Below are 13,695 nucleotides of genomic sequence, written 5' to 3' on the forward strand. Positions count from 1 at the left end.
CATTTTTAGCGGAATTTCATCGTACATCCTTTTACTGTATTTAGAGACTTGCGTACACCTGTGGCACAATGGGCGATTATTGAGAGTGCTGTTTGGTAATGCAAATGGCAGAAAAATAACTAGAAATTGAATAACCAATGTTTAAATCAAAAAGTATACTTGCATTATGCACCTTCGCATTTGGCTGTTTTGCCAATCAAGATAGTGAACCAACGTCCGTTGTACTTAACTATGGTGACTCTTCACTCAGCGCTGATATTCAAGCAAATCGAAAATTTCATGTGGTCCAAGATAATGAAAGTGAACATGTGGAGTTTTCTGGAGGAGTCACGAAGGAATATTCCGATTACATTGTGAATATACATATCATCAGAAAAAGCAAAATACGCAGATCAAGTCGAGAGCTAAATACCACCGTATTGATGAACAGCGATCAGCTTGAAAAGCCTTTAGTGGTTGGTATTGAAAATGATGAATTCACCAGTATTACTTTGCGTTAATACTTGGTATTTATCGAATAGGAATGGTTGAACCGATGCTCTCAATACGTCGCTATCGCACAGAGGATGCTCCAATATTGTGGACACTTTTTTACCACACTGTACGAGTCATTAATCGTCGCGATTATACCGAATCACAAGTTTCAGCTTGGGCCCCATCAGATTTTGATCTCAATTCATGGCAACGCACAGTGGATGCTATTCAACCCTATATTGCGGAAATAGAAGGGCAGGTCGTTGGCTATTGTGATTTGCAAAGTGACGGCTTGATTGACCATTTCTTTTGTCACCATGAATATCAAGGCCAAGGTATTGGTCGTGATTTGATGTCTTTTCTATTTTCACAGGCGAAAGTACAGGGGATAGAGCGACTGTACTCTGAGGTGAGTATCACTGCACGACCTTTCTACGAGAAAATGGGGTTCACAGTTAAGGTTCAGCAACGTGCTGAAGTTAGGGGAGAAACCTTAACTAACTTTATGATGGAAAAGTATATTTCACTGAAATCGTGAGCATTTAGTGAGCTTGAACACAGATATAAAATGTTTTCCAATGTGAAAACAAGTTCATTGATCTCGCACCAAAGTTTTGTTTGAAAACAGTGTGCATAATCTTCTCTGGAACAAGCCATTACTGCATTTTTCGTCTCTGAAGGCTTAGTCAGAGCCTAAAAGCTTCGGTATTGCGGTGGGTAATGGCGTTCCATACGCCAATCGTGTCTGGCTAACCATCTCAGGAAGAGAAGTAGTACTATGCGCCCTTATCTCAAATACATTATTCCAACATTGATACCATTGCTTATTTGGTTAATGCCCCTCTCTGCATTCCCATTTGACGGCATTACTATCGTCCAGCAGAGAGTGATCGCAATCTTCTTGCTTGCTGCACTCTGTTGGGTGTTTGAACCCATTCCAATCTACGCCACTTCGGTCGTTATCATTGTGCTCGAACTATTGCTTGTTTCGAATAAAAGCATCGTACTTTTTCGCTTGCAAGAAGGGCAGCCACATTTTGGTGAGCTGTTGCAATATAACGAGATAATGGCGACTTTCGCTAGCCCGATTATTATGCTGTTCCTCGGCGGGTTCTTCTTAGCTATGGCGGCGACAAAGTACAGGCTGGATGTCAACTTAGCGCGCGTGTTGCTAAAACCATTTGGGCAAAACCCAAAGTTCGTTATGTTGGGTTTGATGTTGATCACCGCTGTCTTTTCCATGTTTATGTCAAACACCGCAACAACAGCGATGATGTTGTCGATTCTAACCCCTGTGATTGCGGTATTTGGGCCTAAAGATCCCGGTCGAATTGCGTTTGCCTTGTGTATTCCTGTTGCCGCCAACATTGGTGGTATTGGTACACCAATCGGCACGCCCCCGAATGCTATCGCGCTGAAATATTTGGTTGGTGACAATTTAATTACCTTTGGTGAATGGATGGTATTTGGCGTGCCATTCGTCATTGTAATGATGGCACTAGCGTGGTTTCTGATTGGCTTTTTGTATAAAGCCGAGCAAACCACCATCGATCTGAATATTAAGAGCAAGTTTTTGAAAACACCAAAAGCGATGATTGTCTATGTCACCTTCGCAGGTACGATTATTCTCTGGCTGATGGGGTCAGCACATGGGATGAACTCTTACACAGTGGCATTAATTCCGGTCGCGGTATTCTCATTGACGGGCATTATCAACAAGGAAGATTTGAAGAAAATTTCTTGGGACGTGCTTTGGTTGGTGTCAGGTGGTATCGCTCTGGGTCTTGCTCTGGATAAAACAGGGCTTGCGAAGCTGGTGGTACACAGTATTCCGTTTGATCAGTTCTCGCCATATGTGGTCTTGTTTGGTGCGGCGTTCTTGTGCTTGCTAATGGCAAACTTTATGTCGCATACGGCTACTGCAAACTTACTTATGCCGATTATGGCTGCGCTAGGTACCTCGATGACTTCGTTAACGCCATTGGGTGGAGAAGTGACGCTGATCTTAGTCGTGACATTTGCCGCTTCACTCGGTATGTCGTTACCAATCAGTACGCCACCAAACGCGTTAGCTCATGCTACTGGGCATGTCGAAAGCAGCCAAATGGCTCGTATCGGTGCAGTACTGGGCGTGATTGGTGTATTACTTAGTTTTGTTATGGTTTGGATTTTACATACCGTTGGGCATATTGGGTAACCCATGTACGAAACGAAACTAGATGCGTTAGTACAACGCTATTTTAACCATCTTGAACGCCGATTAACGGTTTTATCCGGATCGGTGCTGATCGAGCAAGCTGGCTACAACGATCGGTTGTACTACGTGCTTTCAGGAGAGTTGGCTGGCTATTATGCGGAAGACGACAAGAAGCCAATTCAGGTATTTTCTGCGTCTCAAGGTGCGTTTATTGGCGTACATAGTTTCTTTTCTGGTACATGGACGGCCTCTTCGACAGTGATTGCTCAAACCGATGTTGAACTGGCTTGGATACAGCGTGATACGCCCGCGGTGGAAGAGGAGACATACGGACCATTGACGACACAATTTATGCCTGTGATGGTGAACGAGTTATCTCGGCGTCAACGGCGTGCAATGCAAGAGGCCTTGGCTAAAGAAAAAGCGTTACAAAAGCTGCATACCGCAGAGCAAATGACAACGTTAGGACAGCTTGCCGCGGGTATTGCTCATGAGTTGAACAATGCTATTGGTGTGGTAAGCAGTAAATCTGAGCGACTCGAGTCGGTCATCATGGAATTGCTTGAAGAAGTTCATCCGGAAGCGAGTCAGTTTTTTGATTTTGGTTTGATGCAAGGACAGAAAGTCTCTTCCAGCGAAGCGAGAAAGCGGGGGCGTCACTTCGAAAAATATTACGGCTTACCTAAGGATCTCGCGCGTGATCTCGCACGTGCCGTTCCAAATAATTTCCTGTCGGAGCATTGGTTAAAAAGACCCGAAGAAGCGATACGTTTCTGGCAAATGGGGCGAGACCTTCATGATTTGCGTATTGCCTCTAAACATACTGTTGGCATTGTACGTTCAGTGAAACAATTGGGGCGTACGGATATCGACCTGGATGAAGCGTTTAATATTAATGACTCAATCAATCGAGCGCTGGCCCTATTGCAAAGTGACTTAAGACGCGTGAGCGTACGTTTTAGCCCAGCGGAGTTGCCGGACTTTGTTGGCTCTCAAACCGAACTCGTACAAGTTTGGGTCAATATTTTAAAGAATGCGTGTGATGCACTTGGTCAAACCGAAGATCCGGGGATCGAAATACATACTCGAGAGAGTAAGGGGAAAATTTTGGTCACGATTGCTAACAACGGACCAGAAATCGATGAAGCGACACGCAGAAAAATTTTCCGGCCAAACTTCACCACTAAAAAGGGTGGGTTGTCGTTTGGTTTAGGATTAGGGCTGTCGATTGTGAAACGCATTATCGCCGGATATAACGGCTCTATTGTGGTAAAGAGCGACAGTGAAAAAACAATTTTTAGAATCAAGTTACCAGTAGAGGGTGAACATGGAGAAGCTTAATGTAATTTGCGTTGATGACCAACGAGAGGTATTAAGCGCGGTTCTACAAGATTTAGAGCCGTTACATCAGTGGTTGAATATCGAAGACTGCGAATCCGCAGGTGAGGTTCTAGAACTGATGGATGAGCTTGATGCAGAAGGCGAGATGATCGCATTAATAATTTCCGATCATGTCATGCCAGGTAAAACAGGAGTGGAACTACTGACAGAGGTATCAAAAGACAGTCGTTTTGTTCGCACACGTAAAGTGCTTCTGACGGGGCAGGCGACACACACGGATACCATTAATGCGATTAACTCCGCAGGTATTGACCGCTACTTTGAGAAGCCATGGCAAGCGAGCCAATTGATTGAGTGCGTTAGAAACTTGGTGACTCAATATATCTTTGATATGGGCTTAGATTACACTCAATATCATGAACACTTAGATCAGAGTGTTGTTTTTGAGCGCCTACGTTAATCAAGGCTCTCTAAGGTTGTTTTCGTCACGGCCAGTTAGTGTCTGAAGTTTGCTGTGAGTAGTTCAGCATGCTTAACGTGGCCGTGCGGAATAGCGTTAATTCTGGGATTATTTCGCCGAAGAACGGTTTAGCTCAATGAATAGCGACTGGCACTGGCAACAGAGAGTGGTTTAGAGAACCAATAACCTTGCAAATAATCGACGCCCATCTCGGAAAAGAAGTCACACATTTTTGCGTCTTCGATGCCTTCTATCACCACTTCAATATTGTTTTCCTGACACATAGTGATAAGAAACTTCAAATACTCTTGAGAAGAGCGATTGGTCAGTGTCTTCCATGCCATCGACTTATCAATTTTGATTTGTGTCATCGGCAAGTCGAAGAAGCTATTTAATGAACTGTAACCAGAGCCAAAGTCATCGAGTGAGAGTGCAAAACCTAACTCCCTGAGCGTGCTTAGGGGGGCAATAGCCGTCTGGTTATTATCCAAAATAAACGTTTCTGTCAGTTCCAAAACAATAGACTCGGGGTCAACGCCTGCTTCATCCGCCATGGCTTTAATTCGCGTAGGGAATTCGCTGTTCATCAACTGAAGTACAGAAACGTTCACGTTAACACGAACTTGGTTTTGGTAACGTTCACGGTAGTTTTTGATGAATTCACACGCTTTGGCAAATACTTGATATCCCAGTTCGACGATCAATCCTTTGTTCTCCGCTACAGGGATAAACTCGTCGGGATAAATTTCGCCAAACTCTTTGCTACGCCAGCGCACTAGTGATTCGAAGCTCACCACTTTTGAGCTTTTGGCGTCAATAATTGGCTGAAACTTAACACTTAATGTCTGTTTTTCTAGCGCACTTTTAAGACCTTGCTCAATAAAGAAGTAGCGATCAACGGCATGCTGCGTCTTCTCACTGTAGACCGCGACGCGGTCTTTATTTTGTTCGCTCGCGTACTGACAAGTTCTTGCCGCTTTACGTAAAATTTCCTCTGCGGAGTGACTAGGGTCAATACAAGGATACAAACCAATGCTAATGTTGCTACCTAGGTATTGGCCTTCTTCAATCACCGCTTCATGGTAGGTTTGTTTTAAACTTTCGGCGTAACTCTGTAGCGCTTCTATTGAGCACTCATCGTGAATCAAAATCGCAAAGTCATCATCATGTACGCGATACACCGAGCTGTTTGGAGAGGGCAAGTGACTGAGAGTTTGTAGCAACTTCTCTACTAACCCATCGACCAGTTCACTGCCATATTGATTCAAGTAAGATTTGATGTCTTCGATCTGAATATAACAAATAGACGCGCAAGAATCGGTGGTACGTACACTGTCCTCGATATCCAGCAAGAGGTGGGCGCGGTTAGCCATGCCTGACGCGTTGTCATGAAATGCAACTTGATGGATGTAACTTTCCATCAGCTTACGCTCAGAAATATCGCGATGGCTGCCAACCATGTAATGGCCATGTTCTGTTTCTTTGGTCATGGCTACGCCTTCTATCCAGACGTATTGTCCATTGGGTTTACGAACTCGGTAAGTGGTTGTAACCCTCGTATTGTTGGTCGTGATGTGCGCATCGACCCTTGTGGACAGCCTTTCTCGATCAAGAGGATGAACAAGTTCTAACCACTGCTCTAAACTGATTCGGCCAGCGTTAATACCGAGCTGTTCATAGAAGCCTTTGTTGTAAAATACCATGGTACCAAACTCATCCATGTAGAAGAGGCCTTCGTTAAATACGTCGAAGATATGAATGAATCGTTCTTCAACGATTTTCAGGAACTCTCGGTCACTATCTGAGGCTTGTTGGTCAAATATGGTGGTCAAGATATTTCCTCCTCGAGCGTTTTAGCATCAGAGATGAGTGTGGGGGTTTGATAACATAGAGTTGATCTGTTGGCGTACATTACAATCACAAAAGTATCAGTTCAAATTGTTTGGCTATCATTTTATGCGCTACTAGGTTAATAACATACTAAGATTAGGCGGCTAATCATCGACATTTATAAAAAATAGTCAACAGTAAAAATCATTTATAAAATACAGTTATTGATGCTGTCCGCAATCTATAAATATTTATGAATAATTATCCTCAAGTTATTTTAAGACGTGTCGGTTAGAGGTTCTGTTCTTGAGTGTCATATCTGTATATTTGCTAGGCTAAAGACCATATTAACAAAAAGGGCTTAGTGATCGCGATGGGTTATTAATTGACAGGATGCTCATTAATAGTAATCAATTCTAATTTATTATCACGCCAATTAATCAAATCTCTTATAATACTGCCGTTAATATCGAGTAAGCTTTCTTTTTATGCAGTACGATCCAAAAAATTCAATCAAAATTGCGCTCGCTGATGTCGGCGTTGGTATGTTTGTTACCGCGATAGAGCACAACAAGCGCGTAAATTTAGCCAATGCAGGGCGGATATCTAGCCCAGAGGGCATTAAGAAGCTTACCGCGAGCGGCGTGAAGTATGTTTGGGTAGATCAAACATTATCTTCTCAGAAGTGTGTCTTTAAGCCTGTGGATGAATCCATTGTTGCCGTAGAAGAGGAGCGAGAGCCCAAGTCCTCAGACTTTTCGAAGGTTCAACGCGCTTATCGCTCGAGAGATGTTCAACATAAACGAGCCAAAAAGCTAATTGCGGAAGCAAAAGATCTGGCGCAGAAACTATTGAATCAAACTTTTGAAGGCAAAATCATTGAAGTTGATGAGGTAGAAGCTTGGGCCGATGATGTCATTGAAAGCGTTTTTATCGACTCAGATGCGTTGCAATGTGTTTCTGCACTCCGAAAAAAAGACTCCTACTTGTTGGAACACTCCGTCAATGTGGCTTGCCTTTTAGTGTCATTTGGTAAGTACTTGGGGTTAGATAAGCAGACATTAAAGCAGCTCGCTATTGGTGGCATCATTCATGATGTAGGTAAAATTAAAGTTGATGACAAGATTTTGCATAAACCAGCAAAGCTAACACCTGAAGAGTTTGAACACATGAAGCTACATCAAGTGTTCGCTGGTGAGATTATTCTCCATGTAAAGGGCCTTAGTGATGTGAGTCGCGATGTCTGTTTGATGCATCATGAGAAGTTAGATGGCAATGGCTACCCTAGAGGTTTGAAGGGCGATGAGATTCCGATTCACGGCCGCATGAGTTGTATTGTTGATATTTACGATGCGTTGACGGCCGATCGCTGCTACAAAAAAGGCATGAGCTCAGCAGAAGCGTTTAAAATCTTGTTGAGTTTAACGCCATTTCATTTAGATGCAGACCTAGTCTACAAGTTCATTAATTGCGTTGGGATGTACCCAGTGGGCTCTATTGTTGAGTTGAGTGATGGGCGTGTTGGTATTGTTTGGTCCTCAAATGACTCTCAAGCTTTAAAGCCAGAAGTGAAGTGTTTTTACTCACGTAAATATCAGCGTTATATCGATGTGGCGATGGTCGATTTGAAAAATAGCCTACACAAAATAGAAAGAGCAGTCGCTCCGTCATCGTTAGAAATCGATCCCAAGCCTTTTTATGATTAAGAAAAATAAACATGCTTTACAACCTTGCATGCAGAGCGTATTTTGATTGCATAACTATCTATTAATGGTTTCTAAATTATGTAGGGATTAGGTGGTTATTAAAGAATCGAGTTTCATGGATGGAAACTGAGCTAGGAATATCTCAATAAAGATTGAGATACAACCCTCTACTTTTTGCGGGAAGGGATGCCAATGCAAATTGATACATGGATTTTTTACACTCTGGCCATTTTGGTGCTCACTGCATCGCCTGGGCCAAGCTCATTGCTGTGTTTAAGTAAAGGTGTGAGTAGTGGGTTTCGTATTGCCCTCATGACTGCGCTAGGCAGTTTATCAGCGATCACTATTATACTAACGCTTTCTTTTACCGGGTTAGGGGTTGTGATTGCCTCATCTGAGCTGGTCTTCAATATCATCAAATGGTGTGGTGCCGCTTATTTAATCTGGTTAGGCATTCAAGCGCTGCGCTCTTCTCAAACGGATTTTGACAAAACGGCAGCCGTCCAAAGCTCCTCGAATACGCTCAGCGCGTTCACCAGTGGTTTTATTGTTGGCGCTAGTAACCCGAAAGCGATTGTCTTTTTTACCGCTTTGTTTCCTCAGTTCATTGATCCCTCTGCGCCTTTGTTGGCTCAATACGCGATTTTTGCATCTACATTTGTGGTGTTTGAGCTAAGTTGGCTAACATTTTATGCATTATTAGGTGTAAAAGCTTCAGACTGGCTGTTTGTCGCTGGAAGAGCCAAGTTGTTCAATCGCCTGACTGGCGGAGTATTTATTAGCGCGGGCGTCATGTTGTCGACGGCAAACCGATGAGAAAGCGCGTGTTCGGTGGATGGTTGGATTATTTCAATAGCGTAAGTTGCAATAACCTAATTTAGCGTTAGCTTATTTCCATTATGGAAATAGACGTTTTGTTTATTTTCATTAGTGGCAACAGGTAAGCCGGAGTAAAATCACGTTACTCTTTAGGGGTAGAATCCATGTTTTATCTTGTGGGTTTGTGGTTACTTTTTCAGGGACATCTCAGATGAAAAGCCTTTCTGAACTACAACAACGTTTTCTAGACATTGCGACTGATGTTCGTCTTTCTCCAAAACAAAAGTCGAACTTTTTGGCCTTGGAGGCGGAAGCATGTATTCCTTACATGTCGATTTCCCCATCGCTAAGACAAGCAATGGATGAAGGAATCATCTGTGATATGTTTGAAGGCCATGCACCTTTCAAACCACGCTATGTGTTGCCTGATTACGCTAAGTTCCTATTGCAAGGCTCTGAGTATCTAGAGTTGCTTCCAGCTGACGATTTCGATGATGCGCTGAATATGCTCACCATCATTTACCATCATGTTCCATCGGTAACGAATATTCCGGTGTATTTAGGTCAGTTGGATGATGTCTTATTGCCTTACATAGGCGACCTGACAGAGAATCAAATTTACAAAAAGTTAAAACATTTTTGGATCATGTTGGATCGCACATTGCCAGATGCGTTTATGCACGTGAATGTCGGACCGACAGACAACATTATTTGTCGCACTATTTTAAAAGTGGACGCCGAGCTCAAGCAGATTGCGCCAAATCTTACTTTCATGTATGACGAGTCGGTCACACCTGATGATTTACTTCGTCAAGCGACGCAGAATATTTGCGAGTGTAGTAAGCCTCATATTGCCAATTACCCTGTGCACTCGAAAGCCTACAGCGGTTCACGTTTTGGTATTGTAAGTTGCTACAATTCACTGCTACTGGCTGGTGGTTCAAACACGCTGGTGCGAATGAACCTAAAAGAAGTCGCAGAACGAGCATCGGATTGTAACGACTTTTTAAACAGTGTTTTACCTCTATACCATCAATTAATGGTTGAGTTGATGGACGCTAGAAGTACGCACTTGCATGAAAAGTCCAATTTCTTTCAAGGATTTTTGACGCAAGAAGGGTTGATTGAAGAGTCCCGTTTCGCACCAATGTATGGCATTTATGGTATGGCAGAAGCGGTGAACCTTCTGTTCGAAAAAGAAGGCCAAACGGGGCAGTACGGAAAAGATGAACGTGCGAATGCTTTTGCTCATGATGTTTCAGCCACACTGGCGAAACTAGTGGAGTCAACCCCAGTGAAATATGGTTTGGATGGCAAAGCGCTCTTACATGCTCAAGGCGGTATTAGCTTAGATCTTGGCGTTACGCCAGGTGTGCGCCTTCCTTATGGCACGGAGCCAGACCCTGTCACTTATGTACAAGCAACAGCTGAGCATCACCAGTATTATCGTGCAGGTATCAGCGATATTTTGACGATTGATGAAACGGTGAAATCAAACCCAGAAGCGATGTTCAATTTGTGCAAAGGGGCGTTAAATGCTGGTTATCGTGAGTTTACCGCGAATGTGGCCTCAAATGATTTGATTCGCGTTACGGGATACATGGTTAAACTTTCTGATATCGCAAAATATGATGCAGAAGGTTCGAGAACCAATACGACGTTTCTGGGAGCAGAGGCGGCAAAAAATACTGGGATTTTAGATCGCTCACCACGTGTGGTGAGTCATGAAATGACACCGACCTACACGCAGGCGTAAAGGTCGGTTTAGGAAAGAACAAGATGTCTAGACGAAGTGGAAGCCTTTTGGCAAAAGTCACTCGTATCCTTCCTTTCTCTTGTGTTGATGGGCCAGGAAATCGTCTAGTCATCTTTCTACAGGGTTGTAACTATCAGTGTTTGAACTGTCATAACCCTCATACAATAAACCATTGTAATCACTGTGGTGATTGTGTGAGTGAGTGCCCGGCAGAAGCACTGAAGTTCGACGAAAACAACAACGTTGTTTGGCTTAAAGAGGAGTGCACCCACTGCGATCATTGTATAGAGATATGTCAGAACCAATCTAATCCAAAAATTACTGACTACTCTGTGGTAACAATGCTCGATTTGATACGCAAGCATCGCTTTTTCATCAGTGGTGTTACAGTATCCGGTGGGGAATCTACCTTACAACTTCCTTTCATTATTGAGCTGTTTAAAGGGATGAAGCAAGATCCTGAGCTACAGCACCTTTCTTGTTTCATCGACAGCAATGGCTCTTTATCAGTGACAGGTTGGCAGCGTGTGCTTCCTTTTCTGGACGGTGCGATGATCGATTTGAAATCGTGGCAGACAGAGACGCACCAGTGGCTAACTGGGCGTGATAATCACCGTGTATTCAAAACGCTTCAGTATCTTGCAAAGCATGAAAAATTGTATGAAGTTCGGTTACTGCATATTCCAGGGAAAAGTGATTTGGATATAGAAATCGTAGTGATTGGGCGCTATTTGAGTACTTTGCCTGAATCGGTGCTTATCCGTTTAAATGCATTTCAACATCACGGAGTCATGGGGGAGGCGCTAACTTGGGATGTCTGCTCGCGCCATGATATCGAACGCTTAAAATCAGAACTTTTACGTTACGTGAGTAACCCCATCGCAGTGCCGGCTGTACTCACGTAATGCAGTTTTGATTCGTTATCTTACTCACGCATCGCACGCGTCTAGCATGGCACAGGCATCGAGCAATTGTTTTTGTAGCCATTTTAAAGCCGGATCGTTCAAGCTCGCTTTGTTCCAAACGAGGCTGTAGGCTACCTGTCCATAATCGAATGGAAGGGATTGTTCAACCAAGCCTTTTGCTTGCATGGCCGCCCTTGCCCAAAGCTTGGAACAGGTGAACAAGTAATCTGAGTGCTGGCACATCACCGCAGCTGAGCCAAAATCCGCTACACGCATAGCCATATTTCGCTTCGAGTGCCTTTGTGTGAGGTTCTGCTCGAAATAAGGTTGTGAGAGATCTTTATCATGAATCCCAATGTGTCTTGCACAGAGGTAGCTTTCAACAGACAAAGGCTGTTTAGAGAGTGGATTTGATGGTCCCATTAAACAAACCATTTCGTCTTTTAGAATGGTTTGCCATACCAAGTCTTTGTTTTGCGTGGGCGGCTGACTAAGATCGTGTGGAAGCAGCAAAAAGTCCACTTGGCCTCTTACCAACGCATCGAAACTCATTTCCTCTTTTGCATGCACATTCAAATGTGCGTGATTACCGAGTTGCTGAGATAAATGCTGTAGAACTGGCGCAAAAAGCTCAAACGAACTTTCACGCATAGCTAATGAGAAACTGCCCTGATAGTAAGCTGGATTAAATGAGCCCTGATGTAATAATCCATTCATGCTAGAGAGTATGCCATGGATCGAGGGGCCAATGTGCAGCGCAAATGCCGTTGGTACCAAGCGAGTACCATCGCGATAGAAAAGGTCATCTTTCAGCGTTTCACGTAATTGCCCAAGTGTTTTACTGACGCTCGAAGGTGTTACACACAGGCGCTCTGCGGCAAGCGTAACACTGTGAGTGGTTAACAACATATGCAATACAGTGAGGTGTTTTAGGCTAATGCGTGAAAGAGCAATGTAGTCCATAAATAGCATGGTTTCTTATGATTTTTGGCAGTATATCAGGATGAAACAAATTTTTACTATTGTTTATCTCGTAAATGAGCATCTTTCGCTTTGAGCTCAATGTATTTAACGTGTTGCGTAAAAATAATTTGAGCTTTGTAAGATTAAAGAATTCTCTTGGATTTGTTAGATCTTTGGCATTTTCCTTTCTTCAATTTAAGAATTTCTATTTCATTTATCTTTCTAGTGCGAGGGCTGAATAGTTTGTGTACGAATGAAAAGCCGTCATTGCCTTTAAAAATAGCCATTGTGTTGTTAATTGTTTGGTGATTTACTCAAGATCCTTAAGTAACAGAGGTATAAATAATTAATGGACGACCCCTTTAGTCGACAGAACCCTTCACCGTATGTCTTCCCATCATTGGAGGCGTACTCATGTTAGAACTTTTCATGCAACCAGAGGCTTGGGCGATTTTCGCCACTTTGTTTGCGCTTGAAGTTGTCTTAGGCGTTGATAACGTCGTTTTTATCTCCGTCCTATGTGAAAGATTGCCACAGCACCAACGTAAACTGGCAAGAAACCTTGGCATCGGCCTTGCCGTTATTGCTCGTATTGCATTGGTTTTTTCTATCTCTTGGATTATGCAGTTGACTCAACCACTGTTTTCCATCGTAAACCAAGTGTTTACCGGAAGAGACGTGATCATGATCGCGGGTGGTGCATTCTTATTGGCAAAAAGCCTGAAAGAGTTGTGGAGCTGGCTAAATCACAATGAATCTGGCCACTCGACTCATGCTCGTACTGGATTAGCGGTAGTGCTGCTGCAGATTGTTGCTGTGGATGCGGTATTCTCAATGGACTCGGTGATAACCGCCGTCGGTTTGACAAGTGATGTCCCGCTTATGGTCGCGGCGATTGTCTCGTCTGCAATCGTGATGGTAATGACTGCTGAAAAAATCAATAATCTGGTGACGCGCTATCCCGGCTTTAAAACGTTGGCATTGCTGTTCCTCGTTTTATTGGGTGGCTTATTGATGGCAGAAGGCTTCGCAATTCATATCAATAAAGGTTATGTGTACTTTGCGATGGCATTTGGTTTGATTCTGGAACTTTGTCATATCCAGCTAAAAAACAAACAGCGTCCTAGCATTAAGCGTCTTCGTCCGTTGCGAATTCGAGCAACGAGATTAGAAGCTCGTCAATAATAAACGACATTGCCGCTCACATGAGCGGCATTTTTATATCTTGTATCATCTATTTTAAT

Annotated in this window: 12 protein-coding genes; 10 read left to right on the forward strand and 2 right to left on the reverse strand. The window is 43.4% G+C overall.

Annotated features, from left to right (window positions below; genetic code table 11):
- The first annotated feature begins 137 nt into the window (after nt 1-137).
- The 5 genes from ACZ5ZC_RS14885 (at nt 138) to ACZ5ZC_RS14905 (ending at nt 4,472) form a co-directional block, all read left to right on the forward strand.
- Nucleotides 138-500, forward strand: a complete 363-nt coding sequence (locus ACZ5ZC_RS14885) for a hypothetical protein (protein ID WP_046875214.1) — start codon at nt 138-140, stop codon at nt 498-500.
- A 35-nt stretch (nt 501-535) separates the two neighbouring features.
- Complete coding sequence (locus tag ACZ5ZC_RS14890) at nt 536-1,012, forward strand: GNAT family N-acetyltransferase (RefSeq protein ID WP_464932047.1); 477 nt, start codon at nt 536-538, stop codon at nt 1,010-1,012.
- A 240-nt stretch (nt 1,013-1,252) separates the two neighbouring features.
- A complete protein-coding gene (locus ACZ5ZC_RS14895) occupies nt 1,253-2,671 on the forward strand; it encodes an SLC13 family permease (protein ID WP_005394158.1) in 1,419 nt (472 codons plus the stop codon).
- 3 nt (nt 2,672-2,674) lie between these two features.
- Nucleotides 2,675-4,012 (forward strand): sensor histidine kinase, encoded by a 1,338-nt coding sequence (locus tag ACZ5ZC_RS14900; protein ID WP_464932048.1) that lies wholly within the window; start codon nt 2,675-2,677, stop codon nt 4,010-4,012.
- The gene (locus tag ACZ5ZC_RS14905; RefSeq protein WP_012841869.1) at nt 3,999-4,472 is read left to right on the forward strand and encodes a response regulator; all 474 of its coding nucleotides are present in this window, start codon (nt 3,999-4,001) and stop codon (nt 4,470-4,472) included. Before ACZ5ZC_RS14900 ends, ACZ5ZC_RS14905 begins: the two co-directional genes overlap by 14 nt.
- Nucleotides 4,473-4,600: 128 nt before the next feature.
- On the opposite strand, the gene ACZ5ZC_RS14910 is transcribed toward ACZ5ZC_RS14905, so the two are convergent.
- A complete protein-coding gene (locus ACZ5ZC_RS14910) occupies nt 4,601-6,304 on the reverse strand; it encodes a putative bifunctional diguanylate cyclase/phosphodiesterase (RefSeq protein WP_395208796.1) in 1,704 nt (567 codons plus the stop codon).
- 486 nt (nt 6,305-6,790) lie between these two features.
- Between ACZ5ZC_RS14910 and ACZ5ZC_RS14915 the strand changes: the two genes are divergently transcribed.
- From ACZ5ZC_RS14915 to ACZ5ZC_RS14930, 4 genes are all read left to right on the forward strand, one after another.
- Nucleotides 6,791-8,008: an HD-GYP domain-containing protein gene (locus tag ACZ5ZC_RS14915; protein WP_005394162.1), complete on the forward strand. Its 1,218-nt coding sequence runs from the start codon at nt 6,791-6,793 to the stop codon at nt 8,006-8,008.
- A 192-nt stretch (nt 8,009-8,200) separates the two neighbouring features.
- A complete protein-coding gene (locus tag ACZ5ZC_RS14920) occupies nt 8,201-8,824 on the forward strand; it encodes a LysE family translocator (protein WP_054867099.1) in 624 nt (207 codons plus the stop codon).
- A gap of 214 nt (nt 8,825-9,038) precedes the next feature.
- Nucleotides 9,039-10,583, forward strand: a complete 1,545-nt coding sequence (locus ACZ5ZC_RS14925) for a YjjI family glycine radical enzyme (RefSeq protein WP_464932049.1) — start codon at nt 9,039-9,041, stop codon at nt 10,581-10,583.
- 23 nt (nt 10,584-10,606) lie between these two features.
- Nucleotides 10,607-11,488 (forward strand): YjjW family glycine radical enzyme activase, encoded by an 882-nt coding sequence (locus ACZ5ZC_RS14930; protein ID WP_464932050.1) that lies wholly within the window; start codon nt 10,607-10,609, stop codon nt 11,486-11,488.
- A gap of 24 nt (nt 11,489-11,512) precedes the next feature.
- On the opposite strand, the gene ACZ5ZC_RS14935 is transcribed toward ACZ5ZC_RS14930, so the two are convergent.
- Nucleotides 11,513-12,451, reverse strand: coding sequence for a LysR family transcriptional regulator (locus ACZ5ZC_RS14935; protein ID WP_047008735.1), 939 nt, complete (start codon nt 12,449-12,451; stop codon nt 11,513-11,515).
- 414 nt (nt 12,452-12,865) lie between these two features.
- On the opposite strand from ACZ5ZC_RS14935, the gene ACZ5ZC_RS14940 reads away from it, so the two are divergent.
- The gene (locus ACZ5ZC_RS14940) at nt 12,866-13,636 is read left to right on the forward strand and encodes a TerC family protein (protein ID WP_464932051.1); all 771 of its coding nucleotides are present in this window, start codon (nt 12,866-12,868) and stop codon (nt 13,634-13,636) included.
- Nucleotides 13,637-13,695 lie beyond the last annotated feature (59 nt).

Source organism: Vibrio sp. JCM 18905, from assembly GCF_055393305.1.

Coding starts and splice junctions, on each gene's coding strand:
- ACZ5ZC_RS14885 (WP_046875214.1), top strand. CDS start 138: ATGTTTAAATCAAAAAGTATACTTGCATTATGCACCTTCGCATTTGGC.
- ACZ5ZC_RS14890 (WP_464932047.1), top strand. CDS start 536: ATGCTCTCAATACGTCGCTATCGCACAGAGGATGCTCCAATATTGTGG.
- ACZ5ZC_RS14895 (WP_005394158.1), top strand. CDS start 1,253: ATGCGCCCTTATCTCAAATACATTATTCCAACATTGATACCATTGCTT.
- ACZ5ZC_RS14900 (WP_464932048.1), top strand. CDS start 2,675: ATGTACGAAACGAAACTAGATGCGTTAGTACAACGCTATTTTAACCAT.
- ACZ5ZC_RS14905 (WP_012841869.1), top strand. CDS start 3,999: ATGGAGAAGCTTAATGTAATTTGCGTTGATGACCAACGAGAGGTATTA.
- ACZ5ZC_RS14915 (WP_005394162.1), top strand. CDS start 6,791: ATGCAGTACGATCCAAAAAATTCAATCAAAATTGCGCTCGCTGATGTC.
- ACZ5ZC_RS14920 (WP_054867099.1), top strand. CDS start 8,201: ATGCAAATTGATACATGGATTTTTTACACTCTGGCCATTTTGGTGCTC.
- ACZ5ZC_RS14925 (WP_464932049.1), top strand. CDS start 9,039: ATGAAAAGCCTTTCTGAACTACAACAACGTTTTCTAGACATTGCGACT.
- ACZ5ZC_RS14930 (WP_464932050.1), top strand. CDS start 10,607: ATGTCTAGACGAAGTGGAAGCCTTTTGGCAAAAGTCACTCGTATCCTT.
- ACZ5ZC_RS14935 (WP_047008735.1), bottom strand. CDS start 12,451: ATGGACTACATTGCTCTTTCACGCATTAGCCTAAAACACCTCACTGTA.
- ACZ5ZC_RS14940 (WP_464932051.1), top strand. CDS start 12,866: ATGTTAGAACTTTTCATGCAACCAGAGGCTTGGGCGATTTTCGCCACT.